Origin of the sequence: Thiomicrospira sp. (assembly GCF_014859555.1) — a bacterium.
GTDB lineage: Bacteria > Pseudomonadota > Gammaproteobacteria > Thiomicrospirales > Thiomicrospiraceae > Thiomicrospira.
The window spans coordinates 1-23,033 of the sequence record NZ_JACUTY010000030.1; the positions used below are offsets into that span (position 1 = coordinate 1).

Annotated in this window: 23 protein-coding genes; 5 read left to right on the forward strand and 18 right to left on the reverse strand. The window is 44.8% G+C overall.

Translation table 11 applies throughout. The features are described 5' to 3' along the window. Window positions 1-55 precede the first annotated feature (55 nt). The 12 genes from IBX48_RS06220 to IBX48_RS06275 all read right to left on the reverse strand — a co-directional run bounded on the left by IBX48_RS06220 (window position 56) and on the right by IBX48_RS06275 (window position 11,762). Window positions 56-415, reverse strand: a complete 360-nt coding sequence (locus IBX48_RS06220; RefSeq protein WP_296831915.1) for a GtrA family protein — start codon at window positions 413-415, stop codon at window positions 56-58. A gap of 3 nt (window positions 416-418) precedes the next feature. Continuing rightward, window positions 419-1,420 carry a glycosyltransferase family 2 protein gene (locus tag IBX48_RS06225; RefSeq protein WP_296831917.1) on the reverse strand — a complete coding sequence of 334 codons (1,002 nt, stop codon included), beginning with the start codon at window positions 1,418-1,420 and terminating at the stop codon, window positions 419-421. Between the two features lie 3 nt (window positions 1,421-1,423). After that, window positions 1,424-3,022 (reverse strand): glycosyltransferase family 39 protein, encoded by a 1,599-nt coding sequence (locus IBX48_RS06230; RefSeq protein WP_296831919.1) that lies wholly within the window; start codon window positions 3,020-3,022, stop codon window positions 1,424-1,426. 201 nt (window positions 3,023-3,223) lie between these two features. Next, window positions 3,224-3,622 carry a MerR family transcriptional regulator gene (locus IBX48_RS06235; RefSeq protein ID WP_296831921.1) on the reverse strand — a complete coding sequence of 133 codons (399 nt, stop codon included), beginning with the start codon at window positions 3,620-3,622 and terminating at the stop codon, window positions 3,224-3,226. Continuing rightward, the gene (locus tag IBX48_RS06240) at window positions 3,615-3,902 is read right to left on the reverse strand and encodes an integration host factor subunit alpha (RefSeq protein ID WP_296831923.1); all 288 of its coding nucleotides are present in this window, start codon (window positions 3,900-3,902) and stop codon (window positions 3,615-3,617) included. Before IBX48_RS06240 ends, IBX48_RS06235 begins: the two co-directional genes overlap by 8 nt. A 14-nt stretch (window positions 3,903-3,916) precedes the next feature. Then, window positions 3,917-6,295 carry a phenylalanine--tRNA ligase subunit beta gene (gene pheT / locus IBX48_RS06245; protein ID WP_296831925.1) on the reverse strand — a complete coding sequence of 793 codons (2,379 nt, stop codon included), beginning with the start codon at window positions 6,293-6,295 and terminating at the stop codon, window positions 3,917-3,919. Between the two features lie 84 nt (window positions 6,296-6,379). Beyond that, the gene (gene pheS / locus IBX48_RS06250) at window positions 6,380-7,378 is read right to left on the reverse strand and encodes a phenylalanine--tRNA ligase subunit alpha (protein ID WP_296831927.1); all 999 of its coding nucleotides are present in this window, start codon (window positions 7,376-7,378) and stop codon (window positions 6,380-6,382) included. Between the two features lie 146 nt (window positions 7,379-7,524). After that, window positions 7,525-7,881: a 50S ribosomal protein L20 gene (gene rplT / locus IBX48_RS06255; protein WP_296831929.1), complete on the reverse strand. Its 357-nt coding sequence runs from the start codon at window positions 7,879-7,881 to the stop codon at window positions 7,525-7,527. A 16-nt stretch (window positions 7,882-7,897) separates the two neighbouring features. After that, the gene (gene rpmI / locus IBX48_RS06260; protein WP_029935855.1) at window positions 7,898-8,095 is read right to left on the reverse strand and encodes a 50S ribosomal protein L35; all 198 of its coding nucleotides are present in this window, start codon (window positions 8,093-8,095) and stop codon (window positions 7,898-7,900) included. A 199-nt stretch (window positions 8,096-8,294) separates the two neighbouring features. Continuing rightward, a complete protein-coding gene (infC, locus tag IBX48_RS06265) occupies window positions 8,295-8,852 on the reverse strand; it encodes a translation initiation factor IF-3 (protein WP_365942348.1) in 558 nt (185 codons plus the stop codon). Window positions 8,853-8,876: 24 nt separating this feature from the next. After that, window positions 8,877-10,811, reverse strand: a complete 1,935-nt coding sequence (gene thrS, locus IBX48_RS06270; RefSeq protein ID WP_296831933.1) for a threonine--tRNA ligase — start codon at window positions 10,809-10,811, stop codon at window positions 8,877-8,879. Between the two features lie 99 nt (window positions 10,812-10,910). After that, a complete protein-coding gene (locus tag IBX48_RS06275) occupies window positions 10,911-11,762 on the reverse strand; it encodes an HDOD domain-containing protein (RefSeq protein WP_296831935.1) in 852 nt (283 codons plus the stop codon). 239 nt (window positions 11,763-12,001) lie between these two features. On the opposite strand from IBX48_RS06275, the gene IBX48_RS06280 reads away from it, so the two are divergent. Beyond that, entirely contained in the window at window positions 12,002-12,649 is a 648-nt protein-coding gene (locus tag IBX48_RS06280; protein WP_296831937.1) for a protein-L-isoaspartate O-methyltransferase, read from the forward strand. Window positions 12,650-12,730: 81 nt separating this feature from the next. Here the strand turns inward: IBX48_RS06280 and IBX48_RS06285 are convergent, their stop codons facing one another. The 3 genes from IBX48_RS06285 to lptF are packed head-to-tail and all read right to left on the reverse strand — an operon-like array spanning window position 12,731 to window position 15,954. Next, on the reverse strand, window positions 12,731-13,735 hold the full coding sequence (locus tag IBX48_RS06285) for a DUF523 and DUF1722 domain-containing protein (protein WP_296831940.1): 1,005 nt from the start codon (window positions 13,733-13,735) through the stop codon (window positions 12,731-12,733). Window positions 13,736-13,789: 54 nt separating this feature from the next. Further along, window positions 13,790-14,884 (reverse strand): LPS export ABC transporter permease LptG, encoded by a 1,095-nt coding sequence (gene lptG, locus IBX48_RS06290; protein ID WP_296831942.1) that lies wholly within the window; start codon window positions 14,882-14,884, stop codon window positions 13,790-13,792. Continuing rightward, window positions 14,881-15,954 (reverse strand): LPS export ABC transporter permease LptF, encoded by a 1,074-nt coding sequence (gene lptF / locus IBX48_RS06295; protein ID WP_296831944.1) that lies wholly within the window; start codon window positions 15,952-15,954, stop codon window positions 14,881-14,883. Before lptF ends, lptG begins: the two co-directional genes overlap by 4 nt. A gap of 91 nt (window positions 15,955-16,045) precedes the next feature. Here lptF and IBX48_RS06300 point away from each other — a divergent pair, with 91 nt between their 5' ends. Both IBX48_RS06300 and IBX48_RS06305 read left to right on the forward strand, forming a co-directional pair. Continuing rightward, on the forward strand, window positions 16,046-17,533 hold the full coding sequence (locus IBX48_RS06300; protein WP_296831946.1) for a leucyl aminopeptidase: 1,488 nt from the start codon (window positions 16,046-16,048) through the stop codon (window positions 17,531-17,533). 1 nt (window position 17,534) lies between these two features. Then, a complete protein-coding gene (locus tag IBX48_RS06305; protein ID WP_296831948.1) occupies window positions 17,535-17,954 on the forward strand; it encodes a DNA polymerase III subunit chi in 420 nt (139 codons plus the stop codon). A 60-nt stretch (window positions 17,955-18,014) separates the two neighbouring features. Here IBX48_RS06305 and IBX48_RS06310 read toward each other — a convergent pair whose 3' ends face one another. Continuing rightward, on the reverse strand, window positions 18,015-18,638 hold the full coding sequence (locus IBX48_RS06310; RefSeq protein ID WP_296831951.1) for a response regulator: 624 nt from the start codon (window positions 18,636-18,638) through the stop codon (window positions 18,015-18,017). Window positions 18,639-18,796: 158 nt separating this feature from the next. Here IBX48_RS06310 and IBX48_RS06315 point away from each other — a divergent pair, with 158 nt between their 5' ends. Both IBX48_RS06315 and IBX48_RS06320 read left to right on the forward strand, forming a co-directional pair. After that, a complete protein-coding gene (locus tag IBX48_RS06315; RefSeq protein WP_296831953.1) occupies window positions 18,797-19,840 on the forward strand; it encodes a type IV pilus twitching motility protein PilT in 1,044 nt (347 codons plus the stop codon). Between the two features lie 98 nt (window positions 19,841-19,938). Further along, window positions 19,939-20,811, forward strand: a complete 873-nt coding sequence (locus IBX48_RS06320) for a M14 family zinc carboxypeptidase (protein WP_296831955.1) — start codon at window positions 19,939-19,941, stop codon at window positions 20,809-20,811. Window positions 20,812-20,935: 124 nt separating this feature from the next. Here the strand turns inward: IBX48_RS06320 and IBX48_RS06325 are convergent, their stop codons facing one another. Both IBX48_RS06325 and IBX48_RS06330 read right to left on the reverse strand, forming a co-directional pair. Then, entirely contained in the window at window positions 20,936-22,048 is a 1,113-nt protein-coding gene (locus tag IBX48_RS06325) for a L,D-transpeptidase family protein (RefSeq protein WP_296831957.1), read from the reverse strand. After that, window positions 22,035-22,877, reverse strand: a complete 843-nt coding sequence (locus tag IBX48_RS06330; RefSeq protein ID WP_296831959.1) for a tetratricopeptide repeat protein — start codon at window positions 22,875-22,877, stop codon at window positions 22,035-22,037. Before IBX48_RS06330 ends, IBX48_RS06325 begins: the two co-directional genes overlap by 14 nt. Window positions 22,878-23,033 lie beyond the last annotated feature (156 nt).

Consider the following 23,033-nt stretch of genomic DNA (forward strand, 5'->3'; position numbering starts at 1 on the left):
CAGATATATAAGGAAGGTCTCGATAAGATATAAACTAAATTACGGCCGATTTAGGTTAGTGATAATGTTTAAAAATAACCCATTTGGACCAAGCAAAACCCAAAACTAAACTAATCAATGAAAACAATAACAAGGTCACAATAGCTGGCCATTCAAACACATCGCCAAGCCAACCAATCCAAATACTCACTAATCCCATGCTGAGCACAAAAAACGCATAACCTTTTTTATGCGGTTTCTTATCAAAGGTGTAATGTGCATTCAAAACATAAGACAAACTGGCGGCCACCAGAAACGCCAAGCCGTTAGACGTAGCCTGGTTTAAACCCAACATAAAGAGCAACGCAAACACCAGCCAGTGTGCGGCGGTGTTTGCCACGCCTACTAAGCTATAGCGACTAAACTGTTTGATCACGGCTTAGTATTCGTCTTCAACAATATACAAAGGGCGACCTTTGCTTTCTAGGTAAATACGCCCAATATATTCACCGATCACACCCAGCACAATTAATTGAGTGCTGCCTAAAAATAAAATGGCGGTAAACATCGAGGCATAACCCGGCAAGTCGGCGCCATAAATTAGAGTACGCAAAATAATCCAGGAGCCATATAAAATAGACAAACACCAAGCGACTAAGCCAACGTATAACCAAACACGCAAGGGTGCGGTTGAAAAGCTGGTAATGCCTTCTAGGGCCAGGTTCCATAATTTCCAAGCATTAAAGCTGGTTTTGCCAGCTTGGCGTTCATCACGCTGATATTCGATAGTGTGAGTTTTAAAGCCGACCCAAGCAAAAATGCCTTTCATAAAACGCTGGGTTTCGCCCATTAACTTAATCGCTTCCACACAACGACGTGATACTAAACGAAAATCGCCCACATTCTCAGGAATACGATTCACCGAGATCATATTATTGAGACGATAGAATATGTTGGCGCTCCAGCGTTTAAAAAAACTGTCCTTACTCCGATCAATTCGTTTTGCCAGCACCACGTCAATGCCCTGTTGCTGCCAAATTCGCACCATTTGCGGGATAAGTTCGGGTGGGTCTTGCAAATCCACATCCATTGGAATCAGTGCTTTGCCTTCCGCAAAGTCGATACCAGCGGACAAAGCGGCCTCTTTACCAAAGTTACGTGAAAAGTTAATGATGCGAATTTCAGGGTAGTCCGTCTTGGCCTGCTGCAACACATCTAAGGTATTATCACGACTGCCATCATTCACAAACACCAATTCGTAACTTAAATCAAGCCCTTTTAAAATCGGTTCGATCGTGGTCAAAAAAATTGGAATCACCGCTTCTTCGTTGTAACAAGGCACCACAATAGATAAATCAACACGCGAAGCTAAATCTAGATCCAAATCCGATAATACGACCCCTCGACCTCTATGCGAAACCGATGGCTTTATAGATTGCATAACTTATTCCTCAATGACTTTGGCCAGTGCAACGCCTCGACCTTGCCATACCCATTCTATTTGATTAAAACGGCGTTCTAACTCGTAGGTTTTGCCAAACACTATTTCACCGGCTTTTGGCATTCTTACCGGTGTCATTTGCTGTGCCACCACATTAAAACTTGGCATTTCAATGCAGCAGGTTACCACTTCAAGCTGGTTGTCTTTGACAAACTGCGCGGCTTGCACGATAGGTTTTTGCTGTAGTTCAGCGGCATAATTTAACACCGCATAGTTCAGCGCCAAGGTCATCATCACACCAGCCACGACCACTTTGGTCGCGCTGCCCCACTTCGCCCATAACAGCACCAGGCCTGCTATGGCTAATAAAGCCAGCCAACCAAAATAACCGGTGGTGATATATTGCGTGGCTTGGCCATAGGTTTCGATCAAATAAAGATTTTTCTCACTCTTCATTCCCCATTCAATCAACCAAGGTACGCTGGTCAGCAAAGCTGCCACCACAATTAAGGTTAAACCCAGGCCCCAACGTGTGCCTTGCTGCCTGACATAATAAGCCATCGCAATAATAACTGGCGGCACACCATACATTAGATAATGAGGTAACTTAGTCGCCGCCAGCGTGAAAAACACCAACACTAATAAAAACCAAATCGCCATGACTTGCCATAGTTGCGACTGCTTGGACCACTTCCACCAAGGCCAAATCGATTGAATCAGTAATGGGAAAAAAGGTAAGGTTAAAAATAACAGCGCCACCACATAATAAAGCGGATTGCCGCTATGGCCCTCCATCGGGCTCATAAAACGTCCTACATTGTGAACGCCAAAAAATTCATTTATAAATTCTTGGCCGAATAACACCACCTGCAACACATACCAAGGTAACGCAATCAGCAGCAACAGCAACCAACCTTTCCAGGCCAGAATCATTTGTTTTAAGGCTGGCCACTTACGCCCGATCACCAAATGTATAAATAACGCCCCCGCCACAATCAGGAGTGCAACTGGGCCTTTGGCTAACATACCAAAACCAGTCCATACAAACGCCCAATTCAAATCAGATTCACGCTGACTGGCTAAGAAGTCCAGCGCCTTATACATGCCTAAGGATATAAATAAAATTAACCAGGCATCCGGAATCGCGGCTTTAAAAATAACCGCCATGCCGGCACTGAACAAACCAATCCAAACACTTAACCAAGCGGTTTGTTGATCAACATGACGTTGCAAAAACGTAAAGGTCACCCACAACCAAATCCCCAAGGCGACAAGTGAGGGTAATCGATAAGCCAAGTTGCCATCACCCACTAAAAACAATCCGATTGATTGCAGCCAATACATCAATACCGGTTTATGAAAAAACGGCTCGCCATTCAGCATGGTGGCCCACCATTGACCCGTTAATGCCATTTCTCTGGAAACCGCTGCGTAAGCCCCTTCGTCCATATCAAATAAAGGTAAATAAATAGCTGGCCAGATATAAAGCAATGCAATGATGAACGCAAAAAAACCAAACATAACGAGCTTAGAAGGTGCTTGACCTGTTAAGAACCCTTCTATCTTTGAACAAGTGGTAGAAATTTGATCTGATGACGTCACACTGATTACCTATAAAAAAATAAAAAATGGCTATTAAACGGAGGTTTATGGACTTAGCTCAAAAAATTATTAAACCCACGCAAAAGCCTGTTGTAATAAGCCTTTATTTAGCGAAACAATGTTAACAGAAATATTTGGAAAGTCTAACCGGGATTGGACACCAAGCGACTAAGAGTGGTTTCATTTGCATAAACGTTCGGCTCAGTAACGTTTTTGTATGTAGTGTTTAAATGTCACCAATTCAGTGTGGATTTGTTTAATTTTTTCGAGAGAGTTGGAGGCTAACTCATCCTGGCTAACGCTTTCAATTAGACCTTGCGTGTAATTCACTTGGCTTAAACGGGCTTTTGCGCCTGGAATAGTATAGCCCTGCTCGTGCAACAGGCTTTTAATTTCAATTAAAAGCTCTAGATCGGCTTTTTGATAATAACGTCGACCCCGACGTTTGTTGGGATTAAGTTGTGGAAACACTTGTTCCCAGTAACGCAACACGTGAGATTTGAGCTGACAAATCTGACTAACCTCACCGATGGTGAAGTACTTTTTGTCCGGCAGATCTATTTCCAATGCCGGTTGCGTACTGGGTTTGGTGTTAGGCATTATCTATTTGTGCTCTCAATTTTTGGCCTGGCTTAAAGGTTACCACACGACGTGCCGTAATAGGTACCTCTTCACCCGTACGAGGATTACGTCCCGGGCGTGAGTTTTTGTCTCTCAATTCAAAATTTCCAAACCCAGAAATTTTAACGCACTCACCGCCGACTAATACCTCAGTGATTTCTTCAAAAAACTGTTCAACTAACTCTTTCGATTCACGTTTATTGAAACCGTAAATATCCGCCAGTGATTCTGAAACTTCGGCTTTTGTTAAAGTGGCCATGGTTTTTTTGTCCTTTATCTTAATTGGGCACCCACCGCTTGGTGAGTTTTTTCAATAACTTGTTGAATTAATGCGTCGACCTCTTCATCTTGTAAGGTGCGATCGTGATGCTGAATTTTCAAACTCAAGGCCACGCTCTTATGTGTTTCGGCGACACCTTGGCCTTGGTAGATATCAAATACCTGCACGTTTTTAAGCAAATCTGAATCGACTTGATAAATCGCATCGGTTAAAGCTTGAACCGAAACACTGCGCTCCACCAATAAGGCTAAATCGCGCTGCACTTCTGGGAACTTAGAAATACCTGTGACGGCTGGTACTTGCATGGTTAACACGCTATCCATGAATATTTGGAACATAAATACCGCGCCATTCAAACCAAAGGCTTTTTGCCATTGTGGGTGCAATTGTCCCATTATGCCAATATGTTGTTCGCCCAGCATAATCGCGGCGCACTGTCCCGGGTGAAACTCTGGTGACTGGCTCGTGACAAAACGTACTTGACCATGCAAATGACTCATGGCTAATAGATTTTCCACATCACCTTTTAAGTCAAAAAAGTCAACTGAACGTGAATCTTCACTCCAGCCAAATGGCGAGACATCGCCACAAATCGCCCCACCGATGACAGGAGTCTGCTGGATTTGAGTATTTTCGCGACTAAAGATTAAACCTGTTTCAAACAAACGCACACGACTTTGTTGGCGTTTTTGATTATAACTAATCGTTTGCAATAAACCAGGGAACAAACTGGTACGCATCGCTTTCATGTCTTCAGAAATCGGATTCTGTAACAACACATACGGAATTTCTGGTGATAACTTTTGCAACGCGGCTTCTTCTACGAAGCTGTAGGTAATCACCTCGTGATAACCTCGCTGCACCATCGCCTGACGTAACATTTGTGTATCTTGCTCAGATTCTGGCAGCGGCTTTAAACTCAATGGCATATTTACTTGAGCGGACGACAGGTTGTTATAACCATACACCCGTGCAATTTCTTCAATCAAATCGACTTCAATTTGCATATCAAAACGATAAGATGGCGCCACCACTTGCCAACCGGCTTGGGTAGAGGACACCTCACAACCCAGTCGAGTTAGGATGTCAGTAATAAATTGATCCTCAATCACTGCACCGAGTAGCTGATGCAAACGTGCTCGACGCAATTCAATCACGCTCGGCTGTGGCATGGTGCTGGCATCCATCACTTTGACCCATTCCGACACCTTGCCACCGGCAATTTGGCCTAATAAGTCTAAAGCACGCGCTAACGCACGCTCTGGTAATAACGGATCGACACCACGTTCAAAACGGTGTGATGAATCAGTATGCAAACCATATTGACGCGCTTTACCTACAATCGCTAAGGGTGAGAAATGCGCACATTCAAAAAACAATCGCTGAGTTGCGGCGGTGACCGACGTCGACAAACCGCCCATAATGCCAGCTAACGCAATCGCACCTGAGTCATCGGCAATCACCAGCGTATTATCTTTCAGTGTCAGTTGTTTTTCGTCCAGCGTAACAACCGACTCGCCTGATTTGGCTTGACGTACTTGAATGTTACCTTGCAGTTTATCGGCATCAAACGCGTGCATCGGCTGACCCAGCTCCAGCATCACATAGTTGGTAATATCAACGGTTAAGCTAATGGGGCGTAAACCCGAACGTTCTAAACGTTCAATCATCCAACCTGGCGTCGCCGCCTTGGCATCGTAACCCTCAACAATACAACCTAAATACTTAGGGCAGGCCTGGTGGTCTTCAACTACCACTTGTTGACTACATGCGCCGGCTGTAGCGACTTGATTATCCACATAGGGTTGTTTAAACGCCGCTCCACTCACCACCGCCAACTCGCGTGCCAAACCTTCTACACTTAAACAATCCGCACGGTTTGGGGTTAAGTCGACATCAATCATCATGTCATTCAAATTCAAATAAGCCCGAATATCTTCACCAATCGGTGCGTCTTTGGCCAAGACTTTTAAGCCGTCGTAATCTTGCTCTAAACCGAGTTCATCACCTGAACACAACATGCCAAATGATTCGACACCACGTAGCTTGGCTTTCTTGATTTTAAAGTCGCCGGGCAATTTGGCGCCGACGACCGCGCAAGGCACTTTCATGCCGACCACAACATTGGGTGCGCCACACACGATTTGCAAGTGTTCGACTTGGCCGACATCGACTTTCGTCACGTTCAGTTTTTCAGCATCTGGATGTTTTTCGATGGCCACCACTTGGCCGATTAATACGCCCGAAAATTCAGGCGCGACGGCTTCAAGCGCATCAACTTCTAAGCCGGCCAAACTTAAAGCCTCGGCCAATGTATTTGAATTCCAGTCTGGATTAACCCAGCTTCTTAACCATTGTTCACTTAATTTCATTGTCTTAACTCTATTTTTCGTCTTTTAACTGCAATGTTGGCTTTTGCAAGCGTTGCGCAGCAAGCACCAGGCCTGGTTAAAAATCTATTTAAACTGCTTTAAGAAGCGCAGGTCGTTTTCAAAAAACTGACGTAAATCTTTCACCCCATAACGCAACATGGCTAGGCGCTCCACACCTAAACCAAAAGCAAGTCCAGTATATTCTTCCGGATCAATACCGACATTTTTGAGTACATTTGGGTGAACCATGCCACAACCTAAAACCTCAACCCAGCGCCCCTCGCCAAATAAATCGGTCGCAATATCGACTTCGGCAGATGGTTCAGTAAAAGGGAAGTAGGAAGGTCTAAAGCGGGTTTTTAACTTCTCGTCTTCAAAGAAGTGACGCAGAAAGTCGGTCAACAAATTCATTAATTGTGCGAAGTTGGCGTCTTTTTCGACAATCAAACCTTCAATCTGGTGAAACATCGGGGTATGGGTTTGATCGGAATCGCAACGATACACACGACCCGGCGCAATAATTCGAATTGGTGGCTGGTTGTTTTCCATGATACGAACTTGCACACCCGAGGTATGGGTGCGTAACACGGTCGATTCATCTATATAAAACGTATCGTGCATCGCACGCGCCGGGTGGGTTTCTGGAATATTTAACGCCCCAAAGTTATGCCAGTCATCTTCAATTTCAGGGCCGGTTGCGACTTCAAAACCAGAACGGGCAAACAAAGATTCAATACGACGCAACGTGCGTGTAACCGGGTGCAAACCACCCAAATCTAATCGACGTCCTGGTAAGGTGACATCAATTGACTCTTGCGCCAATTTAGTTTGTAACTTAGCCGATTCCAGCTCATTTTTTTTGTTAGAAATGAGCTGCTGAATGCTTTGTTTGGCGTCATTAATCCATTGACCAGCTAATGGGCGGTCTTCCGCACTCAACTGTCCGAGGGTTTTCATGAGTCCGGTTATTTGGGCTTTCTTACCTAAGAACTCGACACGCAGCTGGTCTAAATCAGCCAATTCAGTGGTTTTCTCAATTGTTTGTTTGGCGTGATCTAGAATATTTTGAAGGGTTGATTGCATGAGACTTTTCCATAGTAAAACCATTTGTAAATCGATTTCAGACCATCAGGCCTGGTGGTTAAATCCACTTACAAATGACCCACTCACTTAAAATGTGTGACAAAAAAGGGGCATGACGCCCCTTCCATTTGAACCTTGCTTGATGCTTATGCTAAAGCGGCTTTCGCTTTTTCAGCAATCGCAGCAAACGCTGGCGCATCATGAATCGCAATGTCAGACAACACTTTACGATCCACCGCTACACCGGCTTTGCTCAAACCGTTTATAAAACGGCTATATGTCATACCGTTGATGCGTGCCGCTGCGTTGATACGCGCGATCCACAAACGACGGAATTGACGTTTTCTTTGACGACGGTCACGGTAAGCATATTGACCTGCTTTAATGACCGCTTGGTTGGCCGTAGTAAATTGCTTGCGACGGGCACCGTAGTAACCTTTAGCCTGCTTTAATACTTTCTTGTGGGCTTTACGCGCCACAACGCCTCTTTTCACTCTTGCCATGTTCTAATCTCCTTGACTATAGGTACGGTAGCATACGACGAACCATGGCCACATCGTGGTCGTGGATCATGTTAGGCGCACGTAATTGGCGCTTACGCTTGGTCGACTTTTTAGTCAGGATATGACGCAAGTGAGCTTGCTTACACTTGAAACGGCCTGAACCAGTTTTTTTGAAGCGCTTAGCTGCGCCACTGTGTGATTTAATTTTTGGCATGTCAAACTCCGCATTTGGACATTACAGGTGGTGATTCAATACACCAACCTATTTTGTCTGCCTTTAAACAAACAACCTCCCGGCGTATCACCGCCAAGAGGTCAGTCGGAACAACGAACAGCACTGAGGGAGCTGCACCAGTCAATTAACCCAAAGGTTAAGAGCCGATTGTTGTAATGGATTTCAGTTAAAAATTAACTTACTTACCTTTTTTTGTTGGCGCAATCATCATTTGCATCTGACGACCTTCCATCTTCGGTTCTTGTTCAACGGTCGCAACCTCTTCAACATCAACCTTAATGCGCTCCAACATTTTCATTCCCAGTTCCTTATGAGTGATTTCGCGACCACGGAACCATATGGTTACCTTGACGCGATCACCCTGTTCAAGAAAACGCATCAGGTTGCGAAGCTTTACCTGATAGTCCCCTTCCTCAGTTCCTGGGCGAAACTTAACTTCTTTAACCTGCACTTGCTTTTGATTTTTCTTAGCATCGTGCTGTTTTTTCTGTTGCTGATAAATGTATTTACCGTAGTCCATAATTCGACATACGGGCGGGTCGGCTTTCGCTGTAATTTCTACTAGATCCAAACCTGCTTCGGCGGCCATTCCTAGGGCTTCAGCAATGGATTTGATCCCCGCTTGCTCACCGTCCTGATCAATTAAACGCACCTCTTTAGCGGTAATCGCTTCGTTGATATTATCTTTAGGTGCTTCGGGTTGTTGTGGTCTTGGTCGACCTCTTCTTACAGCGATAGTTTTATCCTCCAACCATTATATTCAATGCACTTGGCCCACATTACGACCTAGATTTGAGATATCTCGCATCAATAAGTCCAACATGGCTTCTAGAGAATAACTTCCTAAGTTATCTCCACCTCGTGCTCTCACATTTACCGTGCCATCCTCTACTTCTTGATCACCTACGACCAAAATATAAGGCACACGTTGTAAAGTATGTTCGCGAATTTTAAACCCAACCTTTTCATTTCTCAAGTCTGTTTCGACTCTAAACCCCTGTTTTTTCAGATTTTCAGCAAATTTAGCCGCATAATCTGCATGGGTTTGTGAAATTGGTGCAATAACTACTTGAGTCGGTGCAATCCAGGTTGGAAATTTTCCTTCGTAATGTTCTATCAAAATCCCCACGAAACGTTCCAACGAACCTAAAATAGCTCGGTGAATCATGACTGGGTGATGTTTTTCGTTATCCTGACCAATATATACCGCATCTAGACGATCTGCATTAGTCATCGAAAAGTCTAACTGAATCGTACCGCACTGCCATACCCGACCAATGCAGTCACGCAAACTAAATTCAATCTTCGGGCCATAAAAAGCGCCTTCGCCTGGTTGCAAGTCGTATTTTAAACCGGCGTCTTTTAAAGTTTGTTCTAGCGCCAATTCGGAGCGATCCCAAACTTCATCACTGCCCACACGCTGCTCTGGGCGGGTTGAGAACTTGACTTCTATTTGGTCAAAACCAAAGTCAGCATAGGTTTGGTAAACCAAATCAATACAACCTTGTACTTCTGATTTGATCTGCGATTCGGTACAGAAGATATGCGCATCATCCTGTGTAAACGAGCGCACACGCATTAAGCCGTGTAACGTGCCTGACGCTTCGTTACGGTGCACCGTACCAAACTCGGCCACACGCACCGGTAAATCACGGTAGCTGTGTAGCTGGCGATTATAAACCATAATGTGACCCGGGCAGTTCATCGGTTTCACGGCGTAATCACGGTGCTCGGTATGGGTGGTGAACATATTGTCTTTAAACTTGTCCCAGTGACCTGACTTTTCCCACAACACGCGATCCATAATCAAAGGTGTGCGAATTTCTTCATAATCATGGATACGCAATTGCTCACGCATGTAATCTTCTACTACGCGGTATAAGGTGGTACCTTTCGGATGCCAAAACGCCATACCGGGTGCAATATCTTCGATGTGGAATAAGTCTAACAATTTACCAAGTTTACGATGATCGCGTTTTTCCGCTTCTTCCATCATAGTTAAATAGTCGGCTAACTCTTGCTTGGAAGCAAACGCGACCCCGTAAATACGTTGCAGCATTTTGTTATTGGAATTACCACGCCAATAAGCCCCAGCTAAATGGGTAAGCTTAAAGGCTTTAATATGCGTCATATTTGGCACGTGTGGCCCACGACACATATCAACATATTCTTCGTGATGGTATAGGCCAAATTGTTTTTCATCTGGCAGGTCAGCCACCAGCTCAAGCTTATAATCTTCATTACGTGCTTTAAAGGTTGCGATTACCTCATCACGTGAGGTCATTTTCTTTTCAACCGAATAGCCTGTTTTCGCTAGGGCTTGCATGCGTTTCTCTAATGCTTCCAGGTCGTCCGGCGTGAGCGATTCGGTGGCTTCAACATCATAATAAAACCCATTGTCGATCACCGGACCGATCGCCATCTTAGCATCGGGATGCAACTGTTTTAATGCATGCCCTAATAAATGCGCACAAGAGTGGCGCATAATGTGCAAACCATCTTCATCTTTCAGTGTAACGATCTGCAAATCCGCATCATCTTGAATCAGATCTGAAGCGTCCAGTAGACGCCCATTCACACGTCCAGCAATCGTTGCCTTGGCCAGGCCAGAACCTATATCCTGCGCCACCTGCATAATTGACACGGCAGAGTCGTACTGTTTTTTTGAGCCATCGGGCAAGGTAATAACGGGCATATATCTCTCACAACCAGTTGATTGAAAAATGAAAACGTTAAATTATAGCACGGAATATGTAAACACTTAATCGACCAATATCAAAATTTTGCTACTCCACTAGGATTTGGCTTGCTCTTGGGCTTTTTCAATGATCGCTAAAAAAACATCCTGGGTTAGGTTAAAACGCTGTAAAACTCGCAAAGTGGTTGCGCTAAACTTTTCACTGTCACTTCGAACTAACCCATTTTGACCCTGTACAGACAGCGCACCGACTTCGGCTAAAAACCCCACGTAAGCTGGACGTTGAAATTCGGCATCCAGTAAATGCGGGGAATGATGGCCCAACACCCCCATATAAACATCCTTAGGAAAACCCCAAGTTTTCAGCAAACGTGCGCCAATATTGGCATGCGAAAAACCCAGCATTTTATTTTCCAGGGTTACGAGTGCCGACACTTTGTGGTGGCTCGCTTCTACCACCGATTTATAATCAATTAACTCACTCTGCAACAGCATATATTGGCCAATTTCATGCATCAAGCCAATCATAAAGCCATAATAAGGATTCACTTTTAAACTGACCTGTTTAGCCAAGCCCGAACCAATATGCGCTGCCAACAATCCATGTTGTAAAAATACATCTCGATCCAGCATCAGGTCAGGTTTAAAAGCCTCGCTGTAATTAATAGCTAACGCCAACACTCGTAAGTCATTCACGCCCAAACGTGCAATGGCCTCGGGTAAAGTGGTGATTTCTTTTCCCATTTGATATTTGGATGAGTTAACTGCTTTAAGCAACCCTGTAGTTAAACGCAGGTCCTGCATAATCACCTCTGCCACACGGTCAACATGGACACCAGCAGGATCAGACAACAACTTATTGAGTTTTAGCAAAGCTTCGGGCATATGAGGTAACCGTTTCACTTCGGCCAACGCATCCACTAACTGCTTGGTGGTAACCTGAGACACCCGTACTCTCCAGTCCGATCAAAGGTTTGAAATTTTACAATAAAACGATTTATCAATTGAGCAAATAAACCTAAAAATATGACTTCATAATAAGTTAAGGATCTGGTTTCCTCCCCATAGAATTAAAATTTTCGCTATAATCAGCGTTTTGCAAAAATATATCTACAAACCGTCCAAACTATTTAGGTGTGATTCAAACGCGTTTCTATACGAATACACCATACATAAAGGGTAATACAATGAACTTAGATCAAGCTCGTTTTTTCATGGTTGAACAACAAATCCGTCCGTGGGACGTCCTTGATCCCCAGGTGCTCGATCTGCTTTCTGAACTGCCCCGCCACAAATTTGTCGCCGCTGACCAGCAGACCTTGGCTTATTCAGATACCGAACTACCAATTGGGGAAGGCCAAGTTATGTTGGCACCTAAATTGGAAGCCCGCATTATGCAGGCACTTGATGTGCATGAAGAAGATCGCGTATTAGAAATTGGCACCGGCAGTGGTTACATGACCGCCATGCTCGCTAGCTTAGCTAACCATGTAACCAGTGTTGAATTGTTTGAAAGCTTGCAAAAAACCGCTGCCGCACGTTTAACTCAGTTTAATAATATTGAACTAAAACTCGGGGACGCCAGCCAAGCTTGGCCTGACCAACAATTTTATGATGTCATCGTACTTACGGGCTCTTGCTCTGAACTGCCTGAGAGTTATAAAGCTCAGCTTAACTTAGGCGGTCGTTTATTTGCCATAGTCGGACAAAGCCCCGCTATGCAAGCCATATTAGTGACTCGTATTAGTGAGCAGGAGTGGCTGGAAGAGTCCTTATTTGAAACCGACGTACCGGCCTTGGTGCATGCCGAAGCTAAACCAAAATTCGAGTTTTAATGACCTGCACCCTCTAGCCCTAAAAAAGCCACGCTAGAACGTGGCTTTTTTTATATTAGCGGCTTAATTTTTAAGGCGTGCTTATGAAGTCTTTTTGACTAAGTTTTTAAAAGCCAGCAAATCCGAACGCAAAGCGAGATCAGCCGGATAAGGATCAAAAATCAATTGGTCTTGTAAATACTCAACCTCAAACTCACCCACCCATTGTTGTAACAACTTCATCATCGCCACCAACGGAACAATGCCTTGGCGAAATTCATCCAAAGTATCACGATATAATTCTTTCTGAGGCGAGCCTAAATGACTTTTCACAAACCCGTATAAATGCTCCAGCACATTCAGCATATTACTGCGCTGAGTTTTAGTCGCTAGCGCTTGATAAAGTAGGGCTTGGTATTGATCGATAACCTGCGACCAATTATCCAAGCTGGCTTGGGCCACAATCGGTCCCATTTTGCGATAAATGGCTTCATTTTTCGACAGCAGTATAAATTTATGCTGGCGATGAAAGGTTTGCAAATGCACCAGGCCTGGTGCTTGGCTTAAAAACACTCGCCAACGCGCTTGGGTAAACAACTGTAGGACAAAATTCTCTCGCAACCAAGGATCTTGCAAGCGCCCCTCATCCTCAACCGCCAAATGCGGCATGGTTTGTTGCAAAGCCTGCGTAAACAAACCTTGTCCGACACCTTTATCCGACCCCAACCATTCACCGCTAGGGCGATAAATCTTGATTCGATCTAAACCACAAGAAGGTGATTTTGCCTTGACTATTGCGCCATCAATGGCTTTTTTCTGCAAGCGCACGATCATCTTTTGATTGTAATCTAATAAGCCATCCGTATAGTCGACACCGGATTTTCCACCTAGCACTCGTATCTGATCATCAACCCGGCACAAACGTACACTTTCTCGTGGTGTACCCATCGCCGCATCTTCTGGACAAAACGGCACAAAGTCGACATATTTGGCTAACCGATCGGTGACAAAATCATCTTGCGAATGGCCGCCGTTATAACGGCATTTTACGCCCAATAGACAGTTTGACACACCGAGTTGAACACGTGGATAAGTCGATTTAGTCACTTTTTCTCCTTTCACCAGGCCTGCTAATCAGGCGCTTGGTCGATTTTAATTCGATCACCGCAAACGTCTAAATAATACAAACGCCACCGCTAATAAAATCAAAGATGGCACAAACGCCCCAAAAATAGCTGGCAATTGATACACCACACTTAAGTTGCCCAGCAATTGGTTCAACAGATGAAACCCAAGACCAATCAATACGCCAACAAAAACTCGCTGCCCCATACTGACTTGGCGTTGCGAACCAAAAATTAACGGGAACACCAACGCAATCATGCCCAAGATCGAAATCGGGGTCGCGACTTTACGCCAAAACTCCAACTGGTAAACGCTGGCATCTAAATCATTCGTTTGCAAAAACTGAATATAGCGATACAAGTCATCGACACGAAGGTAACGCGACTCAATCTGTAACCGTTCCAATAAAGCTGGATCGACTGGAAACACCTGCATCAAACTGGTTTGTTGGCTGGCTTGCCAATTCAAACTTCGCAGCGATTCACCATATCGAACCTGATCTTCTAACGCCAATTTTTGGCTACGTATAGCGGTTAACTTCCACTGATCATCTTGATACTGGGCTTGTCTGGCCTGAATCACGCCAGTAATGGATAATCCGTCCAACTCATATATGGTCAGACCTCGCATATCAGCGGTCGACACCACGTTTTGTACATGAATTAAACGATTCGGTTCTTTCATCCAAAATCCGGCTGAACCACCTACCGATATATTTTTCTGTAAACCTTCAGCTCGAATTTTAACCGCATAAGCTTCACTTTTTGGTGCGACCAGTTCGCCCAAAATGGCCACCGCGACCCACAATAAAATCACGGTCTTAATCACCGCCCAAAACAAACGACCAATCGACCAACCGGTTACCCGCAACACCGTCAACTCGGCGTGATTCGCCAACCCACCTAAACCAATCAAAGTGCCTATTAATAACGCGACCGGAAAAATCTCGTAACCAAACACCGGCATTTTCAATAATGTATAAAGTGTGCCTTGCGACAAGCTATAGGTGTCCGACAAACGACCTAACTGCATCATAAACTCGCCAAAACCAAGAATGACCAGCAGCACCAATAACACCAGTAAAGAATGGCTAATCACCACCGCGCCTAGATAACGTTCAATCCGATTCATTTGGCCGCCTTAAGCTTGCTTAATATGCGCCAGTTTTTTGGCGAAGTCAGGGCAAACACTAAAAACAAGACCGGCACCACCCACAGACCCACTTCGATCGGCCAATTTCCAGCCTTAACCCAATCGTCAATCGTAATCATTGACTGCATATAAAACACATATAACACTATCGCAATAAACAGCTTAGCAAATCGGCCTTGGCGTGGCTCGGTTTTACTCAACTTCAACGCCAACAGCCCCAACACCAATACACTAAGGGGCACCGCTAAGCGCCATTGCAACATCGCCTTCTCTTCAAGGTTCTGGCTGCGCCATAAATCGGATGTGTTTTTTTCTTGACGCCTTGGCTTAGTTGTTGCAGCTTGCAGCTCAGGCAAAAACCCATCAAACCTTTCAAATTCGCGCACACTTAATTGCTCACCACCCAACAAACCTTCATAACTTATTCCGTTCAACAACACTAGTGCTAAACGCTCTTGTTTCCATTCAAAGAAGCCGCGCGGAGCCATGATGGTTTGATCACGACCATCCTCAACAAAACGTATCCAAACATCGGTCATGCCACCATCTCGGCCAATGTTTTGCGCATATAACACCCCATTTGACTGAGGTAAACTATTAAATCGCCCTTCCACTAGGCCTGCTAAGGGTGCAGCCACTTGGGCTTCGGCAATTAAAGCGCGCTCAGTTTTAACCGCCCAAGGGGTCAACCACAAAGTGACCACCGCGGTCAGAAGTAGCATCGGAATTAAAAACCGCGTGATGATTTTCTGAAAGTAGCCGGTTCCAATACCGCAACTATTTAACACCACCACTTCTCGATCCTGATAAAGCCGTCCCATCGCCAACATCACACTCAACAAGGCGACCAAGGGTAAAATCAATTCCAACGCAGTCGGAATTTGTAATAATAACACCTGGAACACAATTGAAGCTGGTAAGGTACCGTCTACCGCTTTGGCTAACAGCCGCGTGGCCTCCGTACCAAAGGTAATCAGCAGCAACACAGCCAGCACTGCAAAAAACGTGGCCGTCAGCTCCTTATAAAGATATTTATCGAGAATGCGCAAAATTGGGCTCGCTCACGTTAAAATGTTCCGTAAATTGATACATTATAAAGTAACCCAGTCCATAAATGTCTGGCCGACAAGGAATTGCACAATGAAAAAAATTCATTTTAACTTAATCGCCAATCCAAACCTCACTAACTTCGACACCTTGGTTTTACCGGTGTTTGATCAAGGTCGCTCAATTAGCGCCGCCGCCAGTTTTGGCTTACATGAGATGATTGAAAAATTAGACAAGCAGGATGACTTTAAGGGCAAATGTGGTCAAACCTTAATGCTATTAAACCAAGATGCTTTAAATGGCGCCCGTTTGTTACTGGTGGGACTAGGCGACCCTGACAAGCTGACGGCCAAAAGCTATATCAGTGCAATCCAAGCCATGGCAAAAACCCTCGACAACAGTGGCGCTTGCCAGATTCTTGACACCACCCACTTAGCAACACCCTCGGATCAACTCGGCCAATGGGGCTTATTCCAAAATAGCTTAATCTTACAGCGCAGTTTTTATGACTATGCCCACACAAGTCGCGGCGAACATAGCGCCAAAGAACCCAAGTTAAGCCAAGTCAGCTTTATGACCGAAGACAGTCGAGAATTTAAGCAAGCTGTCTCTCAAGGTCAAGCCACCGCCATCGGCATGGCGCTAACCCAAGACCTAGCCAATATGCCTAGCAACTTCTGTACACCGGCTTATTTGGCGGAAACCGCGATTGCGCTAGGGAAACAAGCGGGCTTTAACGTGCAGGTGCTAGAACGTGAACAAATGCTTGAAATGGGTATGGGCGCGTTTATGTCAGTCGCACAAGGCACCGACACACCTCCGAAAATGATCTCTATTCAATATCAAGGTGGTCCGGCTGATCAAGCACCGATTGCGTTGGTTGGCAAGGGCGTGACTTTTGATACCGGTGGTATCTCACTTAAGCCCGGCGCTAGCATGGATGAAATGAAATATGATATGGGGGGTGCCGCCACCGTACTAGGTGTATTTCAAGCACTGGCTGAACTCAAACCCAACATTAATGTGGTGGGCGTGATTCCATCTACCGAAAACATGCCCTCTGGCAACGCGGTTAAACCTGGAGATGTTGTTACGTCTTTATCCGGCCAAACGATTGAAATCTTAAATACCGATGCCGAAGGTCGGCTGCTATTATGCGATGCACTCACTTACACACAACAAACTTATAAACCAGGCCTGGTGATTGATATCGCCACCCTTACCGGCGCTTGTATTATCGCGCTGGGCAATCATGTTTCGGGTTTATTAGGCAACGATCAACCACTCATTGACCAGCTATTAAAGGCGGGCAACACCACCTACGATCGTTTTTGGCAGTTGCCATTGGGTGAAGAATGGGACGAACAACTTAAATCCAACTTCGCCGACATGGCCAACATTGGTGGACGCGAAGCCGGCACCATCACCGCCGCTCAATTTCTAGCGCGTTATACTAAGGACGTTAAGTGGGCACATTTGGACATTGCCGGTACCGCTTGGCAATCGGGGGCCAATAAAGGCGCCTCAGGGCGTCCAGTAGCGGCCTTAGTGGAATTCATTGTTCAGCAAGCGCAAGCCTAAAATGAGTCAAGACGTCTTATTCTACGTACTCAGCAGCAGTGATTTGGCGTCACGTGAGCGTTTTTTAACCAAGCTGTTGCTTAAAACCCAGCAGCAAAAACGCCACGTAGATGTGCGCTTCGCCCAACGTCAAGAGGCTGAACGTTTTGATCAGACGCTTTGGGCGCAGCCAGCTCACAGTTATCTGCCACACGCGGTTGAACAAGCGTTACCTGCACCAATTCAGTTATTTGGTGCTCAGATCACACGTGCCAGTCAAGATGTACTGATTAACTTGCATCCGGATTTATACCCTGATTTCCAAGCTTATCAGCGCACGATTGAAGTGTTGGATCAATCGGCTGAATTAATTGAAAAAGGTCGCCAGCGCTGGCGTGAATATAAAGAACAAGGTTTTGAACCCACCTTGCATAAAATCTAGACATAACCACCAGGCCTGGTGGTTTGGCTTGGTTTCTTAGTTTTGTCACTTACTAGCTTATTAAGACGCGTTGACTCTGTCTAAGTCAATTCCGTGTTTACGGATTAAGTAATATAAATTTTCGCGTCTCAAACCTAACCGATCAGCCGCCATTTTTACATTAAAGTCCGATTCATTCAGCACACGTTTAACTAACTGCGCTTCAAAGTGATCTTTTGTTACTTTTAAACCATCTTCTTCCAGAGTCGAATTAAAGTGAATCGCATAGGTTCCTTCGTACTGCAAGCTGCGCTCGGCCTCAAAAAACATCAAAGAACGTTCAATCGCATCCACTAATTTTTCCATCGAAACCGGTTTTTCAAAAAAGTCGAACGCCCCTTGACGAATCGCTTGTATCGCGGCTTCTTGTTTATCACGCCCAGTTAACACAATAATTTTAATCGCCGGATGACGCTCCAAAATTTCGCGCATGGCATCCAGCCCCGCCTCCATAGAATCCGGTTTAGGTGGTAACCCCAAGTCTTGAATCACACAGTGAATATTTGGGTGATCTTCCAAAGTTTTCAAAGCACTATAACGATCTTCAGCGGTTAAAACATCGTAGCCTTTTAAGCTCAAAACCGAGCTTAACATCTTACTTAAGGCTAAATCATCTTCGACAATTAGTAACTGTGTTGGCTGCATATCCGTTCACTCTCTTTTTAAAGCGGAGTCCGTGTGGAGTCCATCCAATTTTTTTCGATTATATCACCTGAAAAATATAAGGGGATTCAATCTCATACTGGCTCGCAAAAAAAAGGCCTTCAGTCTATAATCAGAACTCTATTGCCTTAAGGATTAATATGGATATTACCGAATTGTTAACGTTTAGCGTTCAACAAAATGCCTCCGATTTACATTTGTCAGCAGGCTTGGCACCCATGTTACGAACCCAAGGTGACGTGCGCCGAATTGATACCCCTGCCCTAGATGCTGACACGATTCAAAATCTAGTATTTGGCATCATGACCGACACGCAGCGTGAACAATTTGAGCGTGATCTAGAAGCCGATTTTTCGTTTGAAATCCCTGAGATTGCACGTTTTAGGGTGAATGTGTTTAAACAAAGTCGTGGTATGGGTGCGGTATTTCGCACGATTCCAAGTCAGGTTTTAACGCTAGAACAACTGAATGCGCCCGATATCTTTAAAGAGCTTGCGGTGATGCCGCGCGGCCTGGTTTTAGTCACCGGGCCGACCGGCTCAGGTAAGTCAACTACGCTGGCGGCGATGGTGGATTTTATTAACCGCAATCAATATGCACACATATTAACCATTGAAGACCCCATTGAGTTTGTTCACACTCCAATGCGTTGTTTAATTAACCAACGTGAAGTCCATCGCGATACTTTAAGCTTCAATAGTGCACTAAGATCCGCACTGCGTGAAGACCCGGATGTAATTTTGGTAGGGGAGTTACGTGACCTCGAAACCATTCGTTTGGCTTTAACCGCCGCTGAAACCGGGCACTTGGTGTTTGGAACCTTGCATACCAGCTCGGCGGCCAAGACGATTGACCGTATTATTGACGTGTTTCCAGCCGAGGAAAAACAAATGGTGCGCTCAATGTTATCGGAATCTCTGCGAGGTGTTATATCTCAAACACTTCTGAAGTCTTTAGATGGTGGCCGCGTAGCCGCGCATGAAATCATGCTAGGTTCATCCGCGATCCGTAATTTGATTCGCGAAGATAAAGTGCCTCAAATGTATTCGGCGATTCAAACCTCACAACAATTGGGTATGCAAACCCTTGACCAACATCTACAAAAGTTGGTTGAAAGCCAGCAAATCAATCGTGAAGAAGCCCTACATAAGGCCGTAAACAAAAACCTGTTTAACAACACGTAAGCGTTTTGTGAAAAACTCACTTTGGTTTTTTACATCTAAATAACAAACCAAAGCGTAACAGGATAAAATGATCAACAAATTGTTATTAAGGGTCTCGGATGAAACCATCTTATTTTTACCTAATTACCAGCTTAATATTGGGAGCCTCATTCAGCTTGCCCCTGTCAGCTCAACCCAATAACATTACTGAAATTGATCAATTTTGCCTAGACTGGTCTAAAAAATTACGCACCGTCGAATATGAGCGCTGCAAAGAGTTTGGCCTCATCGCAAACGACCATAAAAGTGTGAGCGGATGGCCATTATTGCATCGCGAATTCACACCTATTAATGGCGAACGCCCTAAAGCCCGCGTATTAGCGATTGGCGGCGTGCACGGTGATGAATATTCGGCGATCAGCATCAGCTATTTGTGGATGCAAACCATGCTCAAAAACCCACAAAATATAAATCATCACTGGCTGTTTTTACCCTTAGCCAATCCGGACGGTTTGTTTTTGCAACCAGCCACGCGCCAAAATGCCAATGGCGTTGACTTAAACCGAAATTTCCCGACCAGTGATTGGGACGAAAAAGCGATTCGCTTTTGGCATAGTTTTTATGCCGCCAACCCTAGACGCAACCCAGGAACCGGCCCCGCCAGCGAACCTGAAACCCAATGGCAGGTTGGTATCATCAAAGCCTTTCAACCAGATGCCATTATATCCATCCATGCGCCTTACGGTTTGTTAGACTATGATGGCCCAGACTTTGCGCGGCCTGACAAGGTAGGAAAATTAAAGCTCCATCAGTTAGGTACTTTTCCAGGTTCTTTAGGGCGTTATGCGGGTGAAGAACTCAATATTCCGGTATTGACACTTGAACTGGATTCAGCAGGCCGCTTACCCAACGAAGATGAAATTAAGCAAATTTGGCATGACATGGGCGTTTGGATAGACGGCAAACTTAAACCAACCGAGTTAGATTTTTAAAGCTCAGTGTGCCAACCCTCAAGTGGTTCATTTAGTTAAGGCTGTAATCCAAAAAAGCCTAGCGTTCAAATCGAACACTAGGCTTTTTTATACGACCTGTGAAGCTTAATTAACCAAGCCTTCGCTAAGACAAGCTCGTTTTAATCATAACCGGATCGGTAGTTTGTAATACCAACTGCCAACCACCATCATGGCCGCGACGCCAATATTGATGCACTAAATGGCCATCGGTTTCAACGGATGGAAAGGTTGCATAATATAACCCTTCTTCATTTGGATAACGGTAAACACTGACCTTGCCCCAATCAAAATTTTGCCCTTGATCGGCCAACCAAGCATTAATCTCCGTTAATACTGCTAATTTTTCAGCTTCAAAAAATACCGTTTCGACTTTTTCATTCAAAATCACTACTGGCGTAGCTAAACTAACATTGTATTTAGTAACCAAGCTGCCCATTTCATCATTGTTTAACACCACACAACCCTGGCTAGATTGAGGTGGACGACTAAATGTATTGCTCGCCGTTCCATGCAACCAAATGCCATGCCCAGTGCGCCCAAGCGATTGATCCCAGATATTTGGATAATTTAATGGCAACGCGCCTACACCAAATAAATCAGCCAATCGCTCACCCGGCACCCAGTCCGTAATATGGTACACCCCAATCGGGGTTTTACGGTCGCCTTCGCGCTGTTTTCCACCACCAGCGGTACCCATCGAAATATAATAATCCGTCAATAAATCCAGTTGACCCTGGTTGTTTTGATAAAGGTACAAACGATTTTTAGCTAAATTAACCACAATCACATGTGGTTGTTCCCCTACTTTCAAAACCGAATGAGCCAAGGTTACATTCGCTTGATTTTCATCACTATGCGCATGACGCCAACGTACTTCTGCTTCTTGCTTATAACGCCCAACAGTACGCGGGTTAGATTGATGAATTTGATTAATTAAGCCAAAATTGCCGGCTCGCATTGACAATAAATCGGCATGAATAAGCTGTGCCAAACGGTAATCTGGATGGTTTTTTGTTAACTCGGCAGACAAGGCAATGGCTTCATCCAATTCTAAATACTGAATGTTTTTTAAGGTTTCAACAAGCATTTTCTCGGCCAAGGTTGAATTGGGGGACTCCGAAGTTAAACCGGCCGGTGGCCAGACTAAACAGACGGATAGCAGCGCGGCTTTCCAACAAACAGAATTAAGCGCAAAACATGACTTAGCTGATTTCATCGGTAACAACCTCTTGCACAATTTTCCACTGACCTGCTGTTTTTTCCAGCAACAAAACCTTAATTACTTCATCCTGCACAATATTTGAACGGTAACGCTGATTAAATGTAAATCGAACCAACGCTTCCGTTAACGGCGTCAATGTCACATCCGAAACGTACACTTCAATAAAACGCGGGCCGGTCAAGCTACGTTGGCGCGCACTCTGCCAAGCCTTAAGGCTTTGGCTATTAGCGGGCACAAAACTGTCACTGTAAGCGGCCAAGTAATCGGCCACATTTTTATTCGACCAGGCCTGGCGCCAGGCTTCTACCGCCTGAGTAACTTGTTTTTGATCTACAAAATCAGAGCTCTCCACTTTAATATCTGACGCTTCGGTCAAGACCAGCCATTGGCCTTTTGGTTTAGTCACATCTAAACGACTAAATACCTGCTTATAGGCTTGTTGGGCTTGATAAGAATAGAGTTGATTGAGGTTTCCCAACGCTTTCGATACTTGATTATTGGCATGCAAACTTTGCTCTAGAATGGTTTGAGCTTGCTGATACTCACCTTCCTGCATCAGCAACACCGCGAGATTATTACCCAATTCTAGACTGTTTGGAAACTGCATACGCAACGCCTGCCAGGTTTTCAGTGCAGCCGCTGTATCTTGTTGTTTTAATTTTAACCAACCCTGAAAATAGCCTCGTTGGAAATCGGAAAGCTGGGCTTGATTTAAAAGTGTTTCCGCTAAATCTAGCTTCTGATCATCAATCGCTTGCTGAATCTCTAGGGCGGGATCAACCGAACCTGAAGCCGTGTCGGAGTCTAAATTAGCAACAGACATGGATATAACCGCCATTAATGCTAGACCAACGGGCCATTTTATCCATTTGGGTTGCACCACATTTTTTAACACACAGCTTTCCTTTTAAATTTTTTGCATAAGGGCACCTCGATTAACCCCTGATTCATTCTGGCAACGCCAAGTTTTTCAGATCAA

Bases quoted from the DNA above. Each gene is read 5' to 3' on its own strand.
- IBX48_RS06225 (WP_296831917.1), bottom strand. From the start codon at position 1,420: ATGCAATCTATAAAGCCATCGGTTTCGCATAGAGGTCGAGGGGTCGTA.
- IBX48_RS06235 (WP_296831921.1), bottom strand. From the start codon at position 3,622: ATGCCTAACACCAAACCCAGTACGCAACCGGCATTGGAAATAGATCTG.
- IBX48_RS06240 (WP_296831923.1), bottom strand. From the start codon at position 3,902: ATGGCCACTTTAACAAAAGCCGAAGTTTCAGAATCACTGGCGGATATT.
- pheT (WP_296831925.1), bottom strand. From the start codon at position 6,295: ATGAAATTAAGTGAACAATGGTTAAGAAGCTGGGTTAATCCAGACTGG.
- pheS (WP_296831927.1), bottom strand. From the start codon at position 7,378: ATGCAATCAACCCTTCAAAATATTCTAGATCACGCCAAACAAACAATT.
- rplT (WP_296831929.1), bottom strand. From the start codon at position 7,881: ATGGCAAGAGTGAAAAGAGGCGTTGTGGCGCGTAAAGCCCACAAGAAA.
- rpmI (WP_029935855.1), bottom strand. From the start codon at position 8,095: ATGCCAAAAATTAAATCACACAGTGGCGCAGCTAAGCGCTTCAAAAAA.
- thrS (WP_296831933.1), bottom strand. From the start codon at position 10,811: ATGCCCGTTATTACCTTGCCCGATGGCTCAAAAAAACAGTACGACTCT.
- IBX48_RS06280 (WP_296831937.1), top strand. From the start codon at position 12,002: ATGAACTTAGATCAAGCTCGTTTTTTCATGGTTGAACAACAAATCCGT.
- lptG (WP_296831942.1), bottom strand. From the start codon at position 14,884: ATGAATCGGATTGAACGTTATCTAGGCGCGGTGGTGATTAGCCATTCT.
- IBX48_RS06300 (WP_296831946.1), top strand. From the start codon at position 16,046: ATGAAAAAAATTCATTTTAACTTAATCGCCAATCCAAACCTCACTAAC.
- IBX48_RS06305 (WP_296831948.1), top strand. From the start codon at position 17,535: ATGAGTCAAGACGTCTTATTCTACGTACTCAGCAGCAGTGATTTGGCG.
- IBX48_RS06310 (WP_296831951.1), bottom strand. From the start codon at position 18,638: ATGCAGCCAACACAGTTACTAATTGTCGAAGATGATTTAGCCTTAAGT.
- IBX48_RS06315 (WP_296831953.1), top strand. From the start codon at position 18,797: ATGGATATTACCGAATTGTTAACGTTTAGCGTTCAACAAAATGCCTCC.
- IBX48_RS06320 (WP_296831955.1), top strand. From the start codon at position 19,939: ATGAAACCATCTTATTTTTACCTAATTACCAGCTTAATATTGGGAGCC.
- IBX48_RS06325 (WP_296831957.1), bottom strand. From the start codon at position 22,048: ATGAAATCAGCTAAGTCATGTTTTGCGCTTAATTCTGTTTGTTGGAAA.
- IBX48_RS06330 (WP_296831959.1), bottom strand. From the start codon at position 22,877: ATGTCTGTTGCTAATTTAGACTCCGACACGGCTTCAGGTTCGGTTGAT.